Here is a 17,285-nt window from a genome sequence, read left to right as displayed (position 1 = left end):
CTATTTGATTTATTAATCATTGTTTATTGTGATTGTAAAAACTCATTATTATCAACAAAAATTTTATGGTTTTCAACCGCACTTTTAATTAATTAAAGAAAATTTACTAATGAATCTGTATTAAACTCCTCGGGATCAAGGTATTGATAAACAAAGTCCAATTCATCACAAATTTTATTGGCTAAAATAATTCGTTGAGGATCTTGTTCTGAACAAATAAAGTGCGGTGCTTTTACCCCAAATTTTTCTGCCATTTTAGGATAATATTCTGCTTTTTTCGGATGTAATGGTGTTGCAAGATGATATAACCTTTTATTACTTGGTGTTTCTAGTAACAACTGAATAGCCCGTACGCAATCATCAAAATGAACTAAATTAACTGGCATATTACCTGCGCCAAGATTTTCACGTCCAGCCAAAGAATACACGGGATGACGTTCATACCCTACTAATCCAGCAAAACGAATAATATCTACATCAATATCTTTAAGGTTGAAAAGACCTTGTTCTACTTCTAATAATGCTTTTCCCATTTGAGATGTTGGCTGAGGAAGAGAATTTTCAGAAAAATTTCCCGCGATATCGGGGAAAACCGAAGTTGAGCTAATAAAGATAATATGGGTTATACCATAAAGAAGAGCTTCGTTTACTAAATTTTGTACAGATTGTACATAAGTCTCTGTATTAAAAAAATAATCGCTAGGAGGAATATTGATAATTAAAGCATCGACAGAAAGTAAGGCGGTGAGATCATCAGGATCAACATTCAACTCGGGAGTTAATTCTAGAGCATAACTTTCAATACGATTTAAACGCATTTGTTCTGCCCCTTCATGGGTTCTTTTGCTTCCTTTGACTTCCCACCCTAACCGTTGTAAATATTTTGCGAGTGGATAGCCTAACCACCCTAAACCAACAATTGAAACTGAGTTCATAACCTTCCTGTTATTTAAAGATATAAAAAGTGCGGTGAAAATTTTCTAAATTATACCGCACTTTGTGTTCATATTACTTTGTTAATAAATCCAGTACTTCCTGATACTTAGCTGCTGTTTTTTGTATCACATCAGCAGGAACTTTAGGCGCTGGAGGCTGTTTATTCCAGCCACTATTTTCAAGCCAATCACGCACAAACTGCTTATCAAATGATGGCGGATTTATTCCTTCTTGATAAGTATCAACAGACCAAAAACGACTTGAATCAGGAGTCAATACTTCATCCATTAATGTCAATGTGCCATTTTCATCAAGACCAAATTCAAATTTAGTATCACAAATAATAATACCTTTCGTCAATGCATAAGCAGCAGCTTCTTTATAAAGAGCAATCGCTGCATCACGAACTTGTGCAGCTAATTGTTTACCAATTTTATGTTCACATTCTGCATAACTAATATTGATATCGTGATCACCTACGGCTTCTTTACTTGAAGGAGTAAAAATTGGTTCAGGTAATTTACTTGCTTCGACTAAACCTTTTGGTAATTCTAAACCACAAATTGTACCTGTTTGTTTATAGTCTTTTAAGCCACTGCCTGTCAAATAACCACGAACAATAGATTCAATTTTAATTGGTTGTAAACGCTTACAAACCACTGCACGATCTTTAATTAAGTCAGCTTCTGCTTTTGGTAATACGTCATATACGCTGTCGCCAGTAAAATGATTAGGCATAATATGAGCCAATTTTTTGAACCAAAAATTTGAAATTTGAGTCAAAATTTCGCCCTTACTAGGAATAGGATCATCTAAAATAACATCAAATGCAGATAAGCGGTCACTTGCGACCATTAACATACGTTTATCATCAATTTCATAAAGATCTCGTACCTTACCTGAATAGATTTTTTTAAGACTAAGTTCTGCCATCGCATTTACCTTTTATGATAAGTAGAAATTTGTGGAGCATAATTATAACCCAATAGCAAACGTTTGCATATAGTATTCTCATTTTTCTTTTTCTTAAAAATACAGTAAAAAATGACTAAATAAGTAACTCATCCTTAATAAATTTTAGTAAAAATGTATAATTTATTTGAGAATCTAGATGATATAAGCGAAAATAACCCACATTTTTTATCCATTTTAAAACAATAGAAGAAAGAGTAATGACATATCCATTAGCCGAAGTGAATAAACGTCGCACCTTTGCGATTATTTCTCACCCCGATGCGGGTAAAACCACAATTACCGAAAAAGTACTTTTATACGGAAATGCCATTCAAACTGCAGGCTCAGTGAAAGGCAAAGGTTCTCAAGCCCATGCAAAATCAGACTGGATGGAAATGGAAAAACAACGTGGTATCTCTATTACCACCTCAGTCATGCAGTTTCCTTATAATGATTGCTTGGTAAATTTATTAGATACCCCAGGGCACGAAGATTTCTCTGAAGATACTTACCGTACTTTAACTGCGGTGGATAGCTGTCTAATGGTGATCGACAGCGCAAAAGGGGTTGAGGAACGTACCATTAAATTAATGGAAGTAACTCGCCTACGTGATACACCAATCATCACCTTTATGAATAAATTAGACCGTGATATTCGTGATCCAATGGAATTGTTAGATGAGGTTGAAAGCGTCTTAAAAATTCACTGTGCCCCGATTACTTGGCCAATTGGTTGCGGTAAATTATTCAAAGGTGTATATCATTTATATAAAGATGAAACCTATTTATATCAAACAGGAAAAGGTTCAACTATTCAAGAAGTTCGTATTGTTAAAGGTTTAGATAACCCGCAATTAGATACTGCTGTGGGTGAAGATTTAGCACAACAATTACGTGATGAACTGGAATTAGTGAAAGGTGCATCAAATGAATTTAACCATGATATGTTTATTGCAGGTGAATTAACGCCAGTCTTTTTTGGTACCGCTTTAGGTAACTTCGGTGTAGATCATTTTCTCGATGGTTTAACAGAATGGGCACCAGCACCACAGGCTCGCCAAGCAGATACCCGTTTAGTAGAAAGCTCAGAAGATAAACTAACTGGTTTTGTATTCAAAATCCAAGCGAATATGGATCCCAAACACCGTGACCGTGTCGCCTTTATGCGGGTTGTTTCAGGAAAATATGAGAAAGGCATGAAATTCCACCATGTGCGTATTGGTAAAGATGTCGTCATTTCGGATGCATTGACCTTTATGGCTGGAGATCGTTCCCATGCAGAAGAAGCCTATGCAGGAGATATTATTGGTTTACATAACCATGGAACTATTCAAATTGGTGATACATTTACCCAAGGAGAAGTCCTCAAATTCACAGGTATTCCAAACTTTGCACCTGAATTATTTCGTCGCATTCGTTTAAAAGATCCACTAAAACAAAAACAATTATTAAAAGGTCTTGTTCAACTTTCTGAAGAAGGTGCTGTTCAAGTGTTTCGCCCACTTATGAACAATGATCTGATTGTTGGCGCAGTAGGGGTTCTTCAATTTGATGTGGTAGTCTCTCGTTTAAAATCCGAATATAACGTAGAAGCTATTTATGAAAATATCAATGTGGCAACCGCACGTTGGGTTGAATGTACTGATAGTAAAAAATTTGAAGAGTTTAAACGTAAAAATGAACAAAATTTAGCCCTAGATGGTGGAGATAATCTCACTTATATTGCGCCTACAATGGTAAACTTAAATCTTGCCCAAGAACGTTATCCTGATGTAACATTCTTTAAAACAAGAGAACATTAATTTTTATAATTTAATAAAAAAGTGCGGTAAAAATTACAAAAATTTAACCGCACTTTTTTGTTCAAATAACCAGCAATGGCATTAACTTTTACCAAGTTTATTTCTTCCTTATTTCGTCAATTTATTCAATATTATGATATAGATCACAAAACTTCTATCTAGATAGCAAAATAGCTATTTTTTTATTGTTGCAAGATTGTTGCAAATATAGAATTAGTAAAATGCTAATTAAAAATGCAATAACTATTTTTTACTATTTAAGGATATAACCTATGCTTTCTCCACAAATATTAATTGTTGAAGATGAAACCGTCACAAGAAATACACTAAAAAGTATTTTTGAAGCTGAAGGCTATGAAGTTTTTGAAGCTACGGATGGCACTCAAATGCATCGCATTATTGAAACTAAAGAGATCAATCTTGTGATCATGGATATTAATTTACCAGGTAAAAATGGTTTAATGTTAGCTCGTGAATTACGCGAAAAAACGAATACTGCGCTTATGTTTTTAACAGGTCGCGATAATGAAGTTGATAAAATTCTGGGATTAGAAATTGGTGCTGATGACTATATCACTAAACCCTTCAATCCTCGTGAATTAGCAATTCGTGCTCGTAATTTATTGCATCGCACTATGGCTGAAAATGAAAAATCACTCCCTGCACATATTGATGCATATCATTTCAACGGTTGGACCTTAGATATCAATAAACGTGCATTAATTAATCCAGAGCAAGTGGAATATAAACTTCCTCGTAGTGAATTTCGTGCTATGCTCCACTTTTGTGAAAATCCTGGCAAAATCCAAACTCGTGAAGATTTATTGAAAAAAATGACTGGGCGAGAATTAAAACCTCAAGATCGTACAGTAGATGTGACAATTCGTCGCATTCGTAAACATTTTGAAGATCATCATGATACACCAGAAATCATTGCAACAATCCATGGTGAGGGCTATCGTTTCTGCGGTGAAATTGAATAATATTCTAAATCACTAAAAAAGTGCGGTAAAGATTTTGAAAATCTTTACCGCACTTTTATCTTACTTAGTCAGTAATATCGGGAGTAACTGTATCAACCACATCTACCGCAGTCCCAACGACTGTTCCAGCTGCTGAAGCAATGATACAACCACTTAAACTACTGGCCATTATTCCTACTATCAATACCCAAATTAATGTTTTCATAAAGTACAACCTCAGCGATTTCTAAAGAAGAAATCATATTGTTAAAGGCGCTATTCTAATTAGATTAGACTGAATTGCAAGTGAAAAGCTAAATCACTTCTAAATACTTGCCATTTGTACATTACTCAGATATTCGGTACAATTCATAACATATTATTCAATCATTAATTCATATTCACATGACAAAGAAAAAAATTAAACCTGGCTCAAATACTATTGCTTTAAATAAACGAGCAAGACATGATTATTTCATTGAAGAAGAAATTGAGGCGGGACTTTCATTACAAGGCTGGGAAGTTAAATCTATGCGTGCAGGAAAAGCAAATATTAGTGATAGCTATATTATTTTCCGTGATGGTGAAGCCTATTTATTTGGTGCAACAATTCAACCGCTGAGTGTAGCTTCTACCCATGTAGTTTGTGATCCCACTCGAACTCGTAAATTACTCTTAAATGAAAGAGAATTAGCTTCTCTTTTTGGCAAATCCAATCGTGATGGCTATACCATCATTGCGCTTTCCCTCTATTGGAAAAATGCCTGGGCAAAAATCAAAATTGGTTTAGCTAAAGGTAAACAACAACATGATAAACGTAACGATATTAAAGATCGTGAATGGAAAACACAAAAAGAACGCATTATGAAAAATGCAAATCGAGGTTAAAAGCCTAAAGAAAACGTATCTCATCAAGATACGTTTTTTATTATTCAAAAATTTTCTTCAACTCAGCCAACATTAATTGTTGTTCCGCTATGGAAGGAGTCTGTTTAATACTCTGTTCTGTTTTATCTTGCAAATGTCCATTAGGCAATACACGAGCCACATATAGAGACATTGATAAGACAGATAATAGTTTTTGATGTACTTCTATCTGTGCTTTTAATTGTTTAATTTCTTGTTGTAATGATTCAATTGTTAGCTGTTCTGACATAAACCTGTCCTTAATTACATATATTGATAAAAAAGCATTATCACAAACCAAGATATAATTATCTTCAAACAATAGAATATGGGTTCTAAGTCATAGTGTCCAGTCTCATTTAGGCAATATATTTAGCGATAACTTTGCAAATGTGATATTGGGGATTTTATTGTGAATACCCTCAGTAAGAATTTTCGCTTCTATATCCAGCGCCCATGCCTGTGCCTCAGCTTTTGTGCGAAAATAGCCTGATTTCGATACGCCTTTTCTTCTGACTTGAGCACGCCAAGTACCGTTAATTTTATTGAAAGTTGCCATCTTTTTAGAGCCTGATTTTTTGGTGCAATTTATGGTGTAAATTTGGTGCAAATTCACTTCATTTATGATCTAATCAGATCATAAATGAACAGTAAATAAATGTAAATATATACAGTATTTTTAAAGTGAAGAAATTTTAGATATGTTATAATTTATTGATTTTAAAGTATTTTAAAAACAAAAAAGCCGCTCTAAAAGCGGCTCATTTTTATAAATTTTACTAGTGGTGCCTAGGGTCGGACTCGAACCGACACGTTTATTCAACGGCGGATTTTGAATCCGCTGCGTCTACCAATTTCGCCACCCAGGCAAAACGAGTAAAATCTATAACTCGTCGGTTATTATACGGAGATCTTGTTTTGTTGCAAGAATAAATTCTAGATTTATTATTAGCTGCTTTAAATTTCAACAACTCTATAAAAAAGGCTATATTTTTATAGAAAGTGCGGTCTTTTTTAAAGAAATTTTAATCTCGTTTTCGGCTGAGTAACCACCATGTAATGACTAAGAATAAAGCACTTGGCATTAATGCTCCCATAATTGGTGTCACATTATAAACTAAACTCAGTGGTCCAAAAATTTCATTCACTACATAGAATAAGAAACCAAAACAAATTCCTGTCACGATACGAGCACCAGCAGTTACCCCCCGTAATGGACCAAAAATAAAGGAGAGTGCTAATAACATCATTACCCCGACAGAAATAGGTTGGAATAATTTACGCCAATAAGTTAATTCAAACTTTTTACTATCTTGTCCAGTTTCTTTTAAAAATGCGATGTAATTAGATAATCCCGAAATAGATAAAGATGTTGGTCTTACCGAAAAAATACCTAATTTATCTGGTGTTAATGAAGTTTCCCAATTTCGGTTAACAAAATTACTGTTTTTTATTTCATCTTTAGAAATTTGTGATTCATTAACTTGTTTTAATATCCATTTACCTTTTTCATAACTTGCATTATTAGCATGACTAACTCGTTGCAATTCACGCTTATCATTAAAGCTATAAATATAAATATTTCTGAGTTGCACCCCATCTTTGACTTGTTGGACATAAATAAAATCATTACCGTCCTTAGCCCATACCCCATTTTTTACAGAGAGCATTTTACCTCCAGCAAGGGCTTTTGAACGCATATCACGAGCAAACTGTTCAGTTTGGGGAATTCCCCATTCTCCAATAACCATTGTGATCAACACAAGAGGCAAAGCAGTTTTCATCACTGCCAAACCAATTTTTAAACGTGAGAACCCTGCTGATTGCATTACAATTAATTCACTTCGACTCGCTAAATTACCAAGGGCAATCAATGCACCTAATAAAGCTGCCATTGGGAAGAATGTTTCAATATCTTTCGGCATAGTTAATATTGTATAGAGTACAGCTTGTAAACTATCATAAGTGCCTTTACCGACACTACGAAATTGCTCAACAAATTTAATAATTGCAGATAAACCTACCAAAGTTAGTAATGTTGCAAAGATAGTGCCTAAAATACTTTTACCAATATAACGATCTAATGTATTCATCATATTCACTATCCTTGTACTCCTGATTTTCTACTAAATAAGTGACGAATCTTATACATAAATGCACTATCCCAGCCATTCAATACAAGCCCTAAAATTAAAAAGGCAATATTAACCAGTGGCATCAGTATACTTGCATTTAATTTATTAGCATCGCCCGCAGATTTCAGCGAACTGAGCAATAAAAAATAGATTAAATAAAGTAACAATGCAGGTAAAATCTTAGCAAAACGCCCCTGTCTTGGATTAACACGGCTGAGTGGTACTGCTAATAATGCCATGATTGGCACCGCTAAAATCAAACTAATACGCCAATTTAATTCTGCCTTGGCAGCCATACTATCAGAAGCAAATAATTCTTTAATACTAAGTTCAGATGTCTCGACCTTGTTATCTTCAGCGGCTTGATAACCTAAGTAAGCTTGATAAGAGTCAAAATTTGTAATCCGAAAATCGGGTAATGCAGCTGAACCCTCAACTCGTTGGCTATTTTCTAAATTTAAAATTTGATCACCATTAGGTAATGACGTTAATTGACCTTTTTCTGCCACCGTCACAGATGGTTTAGTATTGCCTTTCTCTTTAGTTTGAAATAAATAAACATCCTTGATTTGATTGTCTTTAATTGTATTAATAAATAAGACAAAATCATTATTATGAGATGCCATAAACTGTCCCGCAGAAAGTGCTGACATAGTTGGATTAGCCTTAGCATCATCAATAATTTGCGCTTGTTTTTGAACTGCCCAAGGTGAGATCCAAAGCACATTATAAGCTGCTAAAGCGGCTGTCAATAAAGAAAGTAAGACTACTGTCTTAATTAAAATACCTTGTCCTACACCACAAGCTTTCATCACCGTAATTTCACTTTCTGCGTACAAACGACCTAGTGTCAATAAAATGGCAATAAATAAGCATAATGGTAACATCAGTTGAGCCATCGCAGGCATACCCAGCCCTAATAATGAAAGTACTAAATCTGCTGGTACACTCCCATTAGCGGCAGAACCTAACACCCGTACCAACTGTTGAGAAAAGAAAATGAGTAATAAGATAAACAGAATTGCAATCTGGCTCTTAAAAACTTCTTTGGTTAAATATTTAGTTAAAATCACATTATCGCCTATATTTTTCTTGCAATTTATATAAAACAGGTTAATTTAAAACATTTAAGCTTCTTAATTATTAAGCCATATAATAACGTATTTTTGCGTTTAAAACAGTAAAAATTAGGACACATATAATGAATTATTCAGCACAATCAATCTCACTTGAACAAGCACAAGAAAGTATTATTCTTGCTATTTTCGAAGACAACTCTCTCTCACTATCAGCAAAAAAAATTGATAAAAAATTAAATGGCGAGATTACTGATGCCATAAAAAATGGTGAAATTTCAGGAAAATTAGGACAAATTTTAATATTACGTAACCGTACCCAACGTATTATTTTAGTGGGTGCAGGTAAACAAAATGAAATCACTGAACGACAATATAAACAACTCATTACCAAAGCTATTCAAATAGCCAAGGAAACTATTGCTACTACCATTATTAATGCTTTGACAGATATTCAAATCAAAGATCGAGATCTTTATTGGAATATTCGTTTTGCTATTGAAACTATTGAAGCTAATGAATACATATTTGATCAATTCAAAAGCAAAAAAGTAGAAAAAAACTCAAACTTATCTGAAATTATTTTTTACGTAGAAAATAATACTGAAAAAGCCCAACAAGCAATTCAACACGCGACTGCCATTGCTTTAGGTGTAAAAATGGCACGAGATATTGCAAATTGCCCACCAAATATATGTAATCCTGTTTATCTTGCTAATCAAGCTAAAAGTTTATCTCAACGTGTTCCTTCAATCAAAACTAAGATTGTAGGTGAAAAAGAAATGGCTGAACTAGGTATGGGGGCATATTTAGCGGTCTCTCAAGGTTCAGAAAATGAAGCTCAGCTTTCTATTATGGAATATCGTAATCATCCAAATCCTAATGCAAAACCGATTGTTTTAGTAGGCAAAGGTTTGACCTTTGATGCAGGTGGTATTTCTTTAAAACCCGCAGCTGATATGGATGAAATGAAATACGATATGTGTGGCGCCGCCTCAATTTTCGGTGTAATGCATGCTGTAGCTGAATTAAAATTACCATTAAATATTATTGGTGTTATGGCGGGCTGCGAGAATTTACCTGATGGTAATGCCTATCGTCCAGGTGATATTCTCACCACCATGAGTGGATTAACTGTTGAAGTACTGAATACCGATGCCGAAGGACGTTTAGTATTATGTGATACATTGACTTATGTAGAACGGTTTGAACCAGAATATGTCATTGATATAGCAACTTTGACTGGTGCTTGCGTAGTAGCTCTAGGTCAACATAATAGTGGATTAATTTCTCCACATGATGATTTAGCTCATAACATTGAACAAGCTGCACAGCAATCCTCCGACAAAGCATGGCGTTTACCTCTTACTGAAGAATATCAAGAACAACTTAAATCTCCTTTTGCAGATTTAGCCAATTTAGGAGGACGCTGGGGTGGCGCTATCACGGCTGGAGCATTTTTATCTAACTTTACTAAAAAATACCCTTGGGCTCATTTAGATATTGCTGGCACAGCTTGGTTGCAAGGTGCGAATAAGGGCGCTACAGGACGTCCAGTTTCCTTATTAGTACAATTTTTATTGAATCAAGTAAAATAAAAACAGAAAAGGAGGTTTAAAACCTCCTTTATGGTTAAAATGTGCGGTTTAAATTAAAAAATTTTTCAATATGTACCGCACTTTTACTAGCTTAGCGGTCGACGTCCAAGAAAAGAGTGGGTCAAGGTTGTACCATCCACAGTTTCAAGCTCGCCACCAACAGGAATGCCGTGTGCAATACGACTGACTTTAATATTATATTGATTACATAATTCAGCAATATAATTTGCCGTTGCATCCCCCTCTACCGTTGGATTCGTGGCAAGAATAACCTCATGAAATGATTCTTCTTGTAAACGTTTTTGGAGTAAATCTAAACCAATTTCTCGCGGGCCAATACCATCTAAAGGAGATAAATGTCCCATTAATACAAAATATCTTCCTGAAAACTGCCCTGTTTGCTCAATCGCCTGAATATCAGCAGGCATTTCTACCACGCATAATAACCCTGAATGCTGACGTCGAGGATTTTTACAAATATTGCACTGTTCTTCCTCTGTAAAAGTGCGACAATGCTGACAATGACCAATTTTTGACATTGCTTCAGTTAAAGCAATAGCTAAACTCATACCACCTTGACGATCTCGTTGTAAAAGATGATAAGCCATACGCTGTGCTGACTTAGGCCCTACACCAGGTAAACAACGTAAACTTTCAATTAAATTTTCTAATAAAGGACTGCTTTGCATAAAAATTCTAACCTAGTAAAAACAAACCGCACATAAAAGTGCGGTCTAAATTACAACATTTTTTAAAATGGCATTTTAAAACCAGGAGGAATTGGCATACCTGCTGTCACTGAAGCCATTTTCTCTTTATGTAATTCTTCTGCTCGACGAGCTGCATCATTAAATGCCGCAGCGATTAAATCTTCTAGCATCTCTTTATCGTCTTCCATTAAAGAAGGATCGATTTCGATACGACGACAATTATGAGCACCATTAATGGTAATTTTAACTAAACCAGCACCAGATTCACCAGTCACCTCAAGCTGAGCAATTTCTTCTTGCATTTTTTGCATACGCTCTTGCATTTGCTGAGCCTGTTTCATTAAATTACCTAAACCACCTTTTCCAAACATAATTCTCTTCCACTAGTTTACTATTAACAATCAAATAAAAAGTCCGCCTCATATAAAGCGAACTTTCACTAATTTCATATAAAACTTATTCAGCCTCTATTTTTTTAAGGCTAAAACAATTGAATCACCAGCAACAACCTGACCGACTTTCTTATCCATAGCGCTAATCTCATCCATATTAGAAATAACCACTGGTGTCAAAACAGATTTTGCTTTTTGCTCTAAAAATGCTAAATCAAATTCAATAATTGTCTCACCACGTTTTACTGATTGACCTTCCTGAGCAATACGCTTAAAGCCCTCACCTTTAAGTTCAACAGTATCAATACCAAAGTGAACAAATAATTCAACACCATCAGTAGATTCCATGGAAAATGCATGGTTTGTTTCAAAAATTTTTCCAATTACACCATCAACGGGAGCAACAATTCTGTCACCATTTGGACGAATTGCAATACCATCGCCTACGATTTTTTCAGAGAAAACGACATCTGGAACATCTTCAATATTCACAATTTCACCTGAAAGTGGTGCATAAATTTCCACATCTACAGATTTAGTGTTTTTTGAGCCAAATAATTTGTCAAATAAACCCATTTTCTATTCTCCTGACTGATAACTTTTTCGGCATTTTACATGAAAAACATCAATTTGTATCTAACTTAATTGTTTTTCTTCTAAAAAATTCACCACTAAGTTTTCAATTTCTGCCGCAGTTGGTAATTGAAGCGCTTTATCGGCTAGCACTTTAACTTCAGAAAAACTAACATTACGCACTAATTTCTTAATGCGAGGAATAGATATTGCACTCATACTAAATTCATCTAATCCCATGCCTAATAATAGCAGAGTGGCTTTTTCATCACCAGCTAACTCACCACACATCCCCGTCCATTTACCTTCAGAATGCGATGCATCAATTACTTGCTTAATTAAACTAAGAACTGAAGGCGACATCGGATTATATAAATGGGAGATCATTTCATTACCACGATCAACAGCTAAAGTATATTGTGTCAAATCATTAGTACCAATACTAAAGAAATCAACTTCTTTCGCTAAGAAACGAGCATTCACTGCAGCGGATGGCGTTTCGACCATCACCCCTACTTGAATAGACTCATCAAATGCTTTACCTTCAGTACGTAATTCTTGTTTTAACGTCTCAATAACCGATTTTAATTCACGAATTTCTTCTACCGAAATAATCATCGGGAACATTACAGCTAATTTACCAAAAGCTGATGCACGTAATACTGCTCGCAATTGAGTGGTGAGAATTTCACGACGATCCAAAGCAATACGAATTGCACGCCATCCTAAAAAAGGATTCATTTCTTTTGGTAAATTCAGATAAGGAAGTTCTTTATCTCCACCAATATCCATAGTACGTAATACGACTTGGCGACCATTCATTGCTTCAACCACTTCTTTATAAGCAATAAACTGTTCTTCCTCTGTAGGAAGCTGAGTACGATCCATGAATAAGAATTCTGTACGATATAACCCTACACCTTCTGCGCCATTACGTTCAGCTCCATCGCAATCACGAATCGTACCAATATTCGCCACAACTTCAACTTGTTGACCATCTAAGGTAATTGCAGGTAAATCTTTTAATTTAGCTAATTCCGCTTTTTCTTCTGCTAATTTATGTTGTTGTTGTTTTAATTTATCAACGAGACTTTGTTCAGGATTCACATATACAAGGTTATTAATGGCATCAAGAATTAAATAATCACCTGTATTAATTTGTGCTGTTGCAGTATTAGTCCCAACAATCGCAGGTAATTCCAGTGAGCGAGCCATAATTGATGTATGTGAAGTTCGACCACCAATATCTGTCACAAAACCTAATACTTTATCTAAATTTAATTGTGCAGTTTCAGATGGTGTCAAATCATAAGCAACTAAAATAGCCTCTTCATTAATTTCACCTAAATCTACAATTTTCATGCCTAAGATATTTTTAATTAAACGATTACCAATATCACGAATATCGCCTGCTCGTTCTCTTAAATATTCATCATCAATTTCTGATAACATTGCAACTTGTTGTTCAATCACTTTACTCGCTGCAACTGCTGCATTGACTTTGTTATCACGAAGATAACTAATGATTTCTTCTTCTAATTCCTCATCTTCTAAGATCATTAAATGGCCTTCAAAAATAGCGGCCTTTTCTTCACCTAATTTTTTTTCAGCACGATCTCTAATGGATGTGAGTTGCTCAATGGCAGCTGAACGACCTTCATAAAAACGTGCTACTTCCGGCTCAATCTGATCTTCAGAAATCTTATGCATATCAAGAACTATTTTTTCTTCTTTAAGAACTAATGCATGACCGAAAACAATACCTGGTGAAGCTGAAATTCCAGAAATCATGTGTAACCTTCCGATAATAATCTAATTAAAAATACTTATGAAAAATAGATATAACATAGCCATACAACACCTATCTTATTATTTTTATCACAATGAATTCTAAAAATAATAAAACTCTATTCTATGGCTATGAATAAATTATTCTAATGTAGGAATTAATGCAACTAAGTGTTCAACAGCTTTTTGTTCATCTTCCCCTTCAGCTGAAATAGTAATTACAGTACCTTGAGTTAAGCCCAATGTTTGTAATTTAAATAAACTTTTAGCACTGGCACTTTTACCACTAGACGTCACAGTTACCTCAGATGCAAAGGCTTTTGCTTCTTTTACAAATTGTGCTGCTGGGCGGGTGTGTAAGCCGTTAGCCGCTGTAATTTCAACATCTTTTGAATACATAATTTTACCTCTATAAAGTATATTGTTAATTGTGAATAGGGTTTTAAAAAGCAAGCCAGTTTAGTAATTGCTTGTCATAAATAAAAATTTGGTAGCAACAGCAAAGTCAGTAATGTAACTGATTTTAATTAATAGTTCAAAATAAATCTTATCTAGTATTAAGATAATTACTAACTAATTCAAGTTAAATCCAATGAAAACTTGAGATAGTTCACATTTTTAGAGAAAAACTTATTTTTTTAAATAAAAATTAACAATTTATCAATAAAATTTATTTATTTGTAGCTATTCATCAACAAAATGACGTTGAGATTTATTTTCTTCTCTACTTAACAGTAAGCGGTGATAATTTTCAAATCTCACTGGATGAATTTTACCTTGCTCTACTGCTTCTCTTAAAGCACAGCCTGGATCAGTTAAGTGTTTACAATCTCTAAACTTACATGTTCCTAACACATATTGAAATTCTCGATAACCTTGAGTAATTTGATCTGGTTCTAAATGCCAAAGCCCAAACTCTCTGATTCCTGGCGAATCAATAAGTTCCCCACCTTGTGGTAAATGATATAAACGAGAGGCAGTTGTAGTGTGTTGACCCAACCCAGAAGTTTCACTAATTTCTCCTGTCTGAGCATTCACTTCAGGTAAAATATGATTGATTAAGCTAGATTTACCTACCCCTGATTGCCCGACAAAAATAGATATTCCTTCGCCTAAAAGTGCGGTCAATTTTTCCATATTTTTTCCAGAGGTTGCGGAAATCATAAGTGTTTGATAGCCAATATTTTGATAAATATTAAGCTGTTCTTCCGCTTCTTGCCATTGTTGTTCTGTGAGTAAATCTACTTTATTGAGGACAATAACTGCTGGAATATTTGCATTCTCACAAATAACCAAATAACGATCGATAATATTTAGAGATAAGCTAGGAAGTACGGCTGATACAATAATAATACGATCAATATTAGAAGCTATCACTTTAAGCCCATCATAATAATCAGGACGAGCAATTTCATTTTTACGCGGTTTAATAGCTTCAATTACGCCACTAATACCATGGAGCTTTTCATGCCCCTGACGCCAAACCACATGATCACCAACAACTACATTCGCTAAAGTACGGCGTAAATTACAACGATAAATTTCACCTTGTGAATTCTCAACGTCTGCATGCATTGAATAACGAGTAACCACAATGCCATCTTGAGTATCACCTAACATTTCATCTTGCCAATCAATTTCTTTTTTTGATTTTCGATGATGATGTTCTAATGTTTTAGCATTATTTGAATGAATTCGACGTTTTTGATTTTGAGTTAATTTACGTTTAGTCAAATAGAAATCCTTAAAGTGCGGTCAATTTTCGTATAATATAGATAAACTGAATTTATATAGGATACTCCAAATTATGCAATTAGATAATCAAAATCTGATCTGGATTGATTTAGAAATGACAGGATTAGATCCTGAACAAGAACGAATTATTGAAATCGCTACAATTGTGACCGATAAAGATTTAAATATTTTAGCAGAAGGTCCTGTTCTCGCCATTCATCAATCAGATGAATTGCTTAATAAAATGAGCGATTGGTGCATAAAAACCCATACAGAGAATGGTTTAGTTGAACGAGTTAAAGCAAGTAAATTAACCGAACGTGCCGCAGAATTACAAACACTTGATTTTCTAAAAAAATGGGTTCCTAAAGGAGTTTCGCCTATTTGCGGGAACAGTGTTGCTCAAGATAAACGTTTTTTATTTAAATATATGCCTGAATTAGCGGATTATTTCCATTATCGCTATCTAGATGTAAGTACATTAAAAGAACTTGCTCGACGTTGGCAACCTGAAGTATTAAATGGATTTGAAAAGAAAGCTACCCATCTTGCTCTCGATGATATTCGTGAAAGCATTGCTGAACTTGTCTATTACCGAGAACACTTTATTAAATAAGCAAACCTATGCTTAATAACTAAGCAAGCTCATCTTTTTTCTAAATTTGAGCTTGCACCTCATCAAAAAATTCGTATAATACAGCCCTATCACTCCTTGTGATATGCGGGAATAGCTCAGTTGGTAGAGCACAACCTTGCCAAGGTTGGGGTCGCGAGTTCGAGCCTCGTTTCCCGCTCCAATTTAAATCTAGATGATAGATTTATCAAACTAATTAAATTCGCAATAAATACCTGACAATTTGTCTAATTTAGTACTTATTGCAAAGTTAACTAGTTGTGCGGGAATAGCTCAGTTGGTAGAGCACAACCTTGCCAAGGTTGGGGTCGCGAGTTCGAGCCTCGTTTCCCGCTCCAATTTTCTCCTTATTCGATTTACTCGATCTTTTCATAATTTATCCTTTAGATAAATTATTTATTTTTATTATATGTTATGTCAACGGCTGATACTCTCAGCCGTTATTTTTTTGCATATTTCCTATTTTATATAGAGTGATAAATCTAACTTATCCTTTGATCTAACATATTTCAGATATTTTCTACATAATTCAAGAAAAGTGCGGTAGAATATTCCACTATTTTAACCTTTTCGATTTGGATATTCATGACGACACATTCTCACTATAGACAATATATTGCAGATGAAAATGCGATGTGTGATTTTGGTAAAAAGTTAATTCATGCTATTTGCCAATTGGATAATGATAATTCTGTAGTACTGTATCTGAATGGCGATTTAGGTGCAGGAAAAACCACATTAAGCCGAGGCATCATTCAAGCTTTAGGACACCAAGGCAATGTCAAAAGTCCAACTTATACTCTTGTTGAAGAATATTACTTACAAGACAAAACTATCTATCATTTTGATCTTTATCGACTTAGTGATCCCGAAGAATTAGAGTTTATGGGCATTCGTGATTATTTTAATAAAAATACGATTTGTCTTATTGAATGGGCAGAAAAAGGGGCAGGTTTGTTAGCTCAACCCGATTTAATTGTGAATATTGAATATGCTGAAACCGCCCGTGAATTAGAACTTACGGCTCAAAATACTCAGGGTGAACAAATCATTACATTATTAACAAAATAATTTGAAGTACAGTT

18 protein-coding genes and 3 tRNA genes are annotated in these 17,285 nt (G+C 34.5%); 8 read left to right on the top strand and 13 right to left on the bottom strand.

From position 1 onward, the window contains the following. Nucleotides 1–92 precede the first annotated feature (92 nt). A complete protein-coding gene (locus BN1226_RS07595) occupies nucleotides 93–935 on the bottom strand; it encodes an NAD-dependent epimerase/dehydratase family protein (RefSeq protein ID WP_044470675.1) in 843 nt (280 codons plus the stop codon). Nucleotides 936–1,008: 73 nt separating this feature from the next. Further along, a complete protein-coding gene (locus tag BN1226_RS07590; protein WP_005760528.1) occupies nucleotides 1,009–1,869 on the bottom strand; it encodes a phosphoribosylaminoimidazolesuccinocarboxamide synthase in 861 nt (286 codons plus the stop codon). Between the two features lie 239 nt (nucleotides 1,870–2,108). Between BN1226_RS07590 and prfC the strand changes: the two genes are divergently transcribed. The 3 genes from prfC (at nucleotide 2,109) to smpB (ending at nucleotide 5,542) form a co-directional block, all read left to right on the top strand. After that, the gene (gene prfC / locus BN1226_RS07585; RefSeq protein ID WP_044470674.1) at nucleotides 2,109–3,692 is read left to right on the top strand and encodes a peptide chain release factor 3; all 1,584 of its coding nucleotides are present in this window, start codon (nucleotides 2,109–2,111) and stop codon (nucleotides 3,690–3,692) included. 272 nt (nucleotides 3,693–3,964) lie between these two features. Continuing rightward, nucleotides 3,965–4,675, top strand: a complete 711-nt coding sequence (gene arcA, locus BN1226_RS07580; RefSeq protein WP_005760313.1) for a two-component system response regulator ArcA — start codon at nucleotides 3,965–3,967, stop codon at nucleotides 4,673–4,675. A gap of 384 nt (nucleotides 4,676–5,059) precedes the next feature. Then, nucleotides 5,060–5,542 carry an SsrA-binding protein SmpB gene (gene smpB, locus BN1226_RS07575; RefSeq protein ID WP_044470673.1) on the top strand — a complete coding sequence of 161 codons (483 nt, stop codon included), beginning with the start codon at nucleotides 5,060–5,062 and terminating at the stop codon, nucleotides 5,540–5,542. A 40-nt stretch (nucleotides 5,543–5,582) separates the two neighbouring features. Here the strand turns inward: smpB and BN1226_RS07570 are convergent, their stop codons facing one another. From BN1226_RS07570 to lptF, 5 genes are all read right to left on the bottom strand, one after another. Then, on the bottom strand, nucleotides 5,583–5,810 hold the full coding sequence (locus BN1226_RS07570) for a hypothetical protein (protein ID WP_044470672.1): 228 nt from the start codon (nucleotides 5,808–5,810) through the stop codon (nucleotides 5,583–5,585). A gap of 105 nt (nucleotides 5,811–5,915) precedes the next feature. Continuing rightward, nucleotides 5,916–6,119 carry a hypothetical protein gene (locus BN1226_RS07565; RefSeq protein ID WP_052506692.1) on the bottom strand — a complete coding sequence of 68 codons (204 nt, stop codon included), beginning with the start codon at nucleotides 6,117–6,119 and terminating at the stop codon, nucleotides 5,916–5,918. Nucleotides 6,120–6,343: 224 nt separating this feature from the next. Next, nucleotides 6,344–6,429, bottom strand: a tRNA-Leu gene (locus tag BN1226_RS07560). Nucleotides 6,430–6,585: 156 nt separating this feature from the next. Further along, the gene (gene lptG / locus BN1226_RS07555) at nucleotides 6,586–7,656 is read right to left on the bottom strand and encodes an LPS export ABC transporter permease LptG (RefSeq protein WP_044470671.1); all 1,071 of its coding nucleotides are present in this window, start codon (nucleotides 7,654–7,656) and stop codon (nucleotides 6,586–6,588) included. A gap of 5 nt (nucleotides 7,657–7,661) precedes the next feature. Next, nucleotides 7,662–8,768, bottom strand: coding sequence for an LPS export ABC transporter permease LptF (lptF, locus tag BN1226_RS07550; protein ID WP_044470670.1), 1,107 nt, complete (start codon nucleotides 8,766–8,768; stop codon nucleotides 7,662–7,664). 128 nt (nucleotides 8,769–8,896) lie between these two features. Here lptF and BN1226_RS07545 point away from each other — a divergent pair, with 128 nt between their 5' ends. Next, nucleotides 8,897–10,369 (top strand): leucyl aminopeptidase, encoded by a 1,473-nt coding sequence (locus tag BN1226_RS07545; protein ID WP_044470669.1) that lies wholly within the window; start codon nucleotides 8,897–8,899, stop codon nucleotides 10,367–10,369. A gap of 86 nt (nucleotides 10,370–10,455) precedes the next feature. Here the strand turns inward: BN1226_RS07545 and recR are convergent, their stop codons facing one another. The 6 genes from recR to rsgA all read right to left on the bottom strand — a co-directional run bounded on the left by recR (nucleotide 10,456) and on the right by rsgA (nucleotide 15,566). Further along, nucleotides 10,456–11,058 (bottom strand): recombination mediator RecR, encoded by a 603-nt coding sequence (gene recR / locus BN1226_RS07540; RefSeq protein ID WP_044470668.1) that lies wholly within the window; start codon nucleotides 11,056–11,058, stop codon nucleotides 10,456–10,458. 62 nt (nucleotides 11,059–11,120) lie between these two features. Further along, nucleotides 11,121–11,450, bottom strand: a complete 330-nt coding sequence (locus BN1226_RS07535; protein WP_005760318.1) for a YbaB/EbfC family nucleoid-associated protein — start codon at nucleotides 11,448–11,450, stop codon at nucleotides 11,121–11,123. Between the two features lie 96 nt (nucleotides 11,451–11,546). Then, a complete protein-coding gene (crr, locus tag BN1226_RS07530) occupies nucleotides 11,547–12,047 on the bottom strand; it encodes a PTS glucose transporter subunit IIA (protein ID WP_005760297.1) in 501 nt (166 codons plus the stop codon). Nucleotides 12,048–12,107: 60 nt separating this feature from the next. Continuing rightward, nucleotides 12,108–13,835 (bottom strand): phosphoenolpyruvate-protein phosphotransferase PtsI, encoded by a 1,728-nt coding sequence (ptsI, locus tag BN1226_RS07525; protein WP_044470667.1) that lies wholly within the window; start codon nucleotides 13,833–13,835, stop codon nucleotides 12,108–12,110. A 138-nt stretch (nucleotides 13,836–13,973) separates the two neighbouring features. Continuing rightward, nucleotides 13,974–14,231, bottom strand: a complete 258-nt coding sequence (ptsH, locus tag BN1226_RS07520; protein ID WP_005760327.1) for a phosphocarrier protein Hpr — start codon at nucleotides 14,229–14,231, stop codon at nucleotides 13,974–13,976. Between the two features lie 285 nt (nucleotides 14,232–14,516). Beyond that, on the bottom strand, nucleotides 14,517–15,566 hold the full coding sequence (gene rsgA, locus BN1226_RS07515) for a small ribosomal subunit biogenesis GTPase RsgA (protein WP_044470666.1): 1,050 nt from the start codon (nucleotides 15,564–15,566) through the stop codon (nucleotides 14,517–14,519). A gap of 73 nt (nucleotides 15,567–15,639) precedes the next feature. Here rsgA and orn point away from each other — a divergent pair, with 73 nt between their 5' ends. The 4 genes from orn to tsaE all read left to right on the top strand — a co-directional run bounded on the left by orn (nucleotide 15,640) and on the right by tsaE (nucleotide 17,271). Further along, nucleotides 15,640–16,182 carry an oligoribonuclease gene (orn, locus tag BN1226_RS07510; RefSeq protein ID WP_044470665.1) on the top strand — a complete coding sequence of 181 codons (543 nt, stop codon included), beginning with the start codon at nucleotides 15,640–15,642 and terminating at the stop codon, nucleotides 16,180–16,182. A gap of 105 nt (nucleotides 16,183–16,287) precedes the next feature. Next, nucleotides 16,288–16,363: transfer RNA gene (locus BN1226_RS07505), tRNA-Gly, on the top strand. 99 nt (nucleotides 16,364–16,462) lie between these two features. After that, nucleotides 16,463–16,538: transfer RNA gene (locus BN1226_RS07500), tRNA-Gly, on the top strand. Between the two features lie 247 nt (nucleotides 16,539–16,785). After that, nucleotides 16,786–17,271 carry a tRNA (adenosine(37)-N6)-threonylcarbamoyltransferase complex ATPase subunit type 1 TsaE gene (tsaE, locus tag BN1226_RS07495; RefSeq protein ID WP_044470664.1) on the top strand — a complete coding sequence of 162 codons (486 nt, stop codon included), beginning with the start codon at nucleotides 16,786–16,788 and terminating at the stop codon, nucleotides 17,269–17,271. The last annotated feature ends 14 nt before the right edge of the window (nucleotides 17,272–17,285 follow it).

Origin of the sequence: Mannheimia massilioguelmaensis (assembly GCF_000940515.1) — a bacterium.
Lineage (GTDB): Bacteria > Pseudomonadota > Gammaproteobacteria > Enterobacterales > Pasteurellaceae > Basfia > Basfia bettyae.
This window is presented reverse-complemented; position numbering and strand designations above follow the sequence as displayed.

Bases quoted from the DNA above. Each gene is read 5' to 3' on its own strand.
- BN1226_RS07595 (WP_044470675.1), bottom strand. From the start codon at position 935: ATGAACTCAGTTTCAATTGTTGGTTTAGGGTGGTTAGGCTATCCACTC.
- BN1226_RS07590 (WP_005760528.1), bottom strand. From the start codon at position 1,869: ATGGCAGAACTTAGTCTTAAAAAAATCTATTCAGGTAAGGTACGAGAT.
- prfC (WP_044470674.1), top strand. From the start codon at position 2,109: ATGACATATCCATTAGCCGAAGTGAATAAACGTCGCACCTTTGCGATT.
- arcA (WP_005760313.1), top strand. From the start codon at position 3,965: ATGCTTTCTCCACAAATATTAATTGTTGAAGATGAAACCGTCACAAGA.
- smpB (WP_044470673.1), top strand. From the start codon at position 5,060: ATGACAAAGAAAAAAATTAAACCTGGCTCAAATACTATTGCTTTAAAT.
- BN1226_RS07570 (WP_044470672.1), bottom strand. From the start codon at position 5,810: ATGTCAGAACAGCTAACAATTGAATCATTACAACAAGAAATTAAACAA.
- BN1226_RS07565 (WP_052506692.1), bottom strand. From the start codon at position 6,119: ATGGCAACTTTCAATAAAATTAACGGTACTTGGCGTGCTCAAGTCAGA.
- lptG (WP_044470671.1), bottom strand. From the start codon at position 7,656: ATGATGAATACATTAGATCGTTATATTGGTAAAAGTATTTTAGGCACT.
- BN1226_RS07545 (WP_044470669.1), top strand. From the start codon at position 8,897: ATGAATTATTCAGCACAATCAATCTCACTTGAACAAGCACAAGAAAGT.
- recR (WP_044470668.1), bottom strand. From the start codon at position 11,058: ATGCAAAGCAGTCCTTTATTAGAAAATTTAATTGAAAGTTTACGTTGT.
- BN1226_RS07535 (WP_005760318.1), bottom strand. From the start codon at position 11,450: ATGTTTGGAAAAGGTGGTTTAGGTAATTTAATGAAACAGGCTCAGCAA.
- crr (WP_005760297.1), bottom strand. From the start codon at position 12,047: ATGGGTTTATTTGACAAATTATTTGGCTCAAAAAACACTAAATCTGTA.
- ptsI (WP_044470667.1), bottom strand. From the start codon at position 13,835: ATGATTTCTGGAATTTCAGCTTCACCAGGTATTGTTTTCGGTCATGCA.
- ptsH (WP_005760327.1), bottom strand. From the start codon at position 14,231: ATGTATTCAAAAGATGTTGAAATTACAGCGGCTAACGGCTTACACACC.
- orn (WP_044470665.1), top strand. From the start codon at position 15,640: ATGCAATTAGATAATCAAAATCTGATCTGGATTGATTTAGAAATGACA.
- tsaE (WP_044470664.1), top strand. From the start codon at position 16,786: ATGACGACACATTCTCACTATAGACAATATATTGCAGATGAAAATGCG.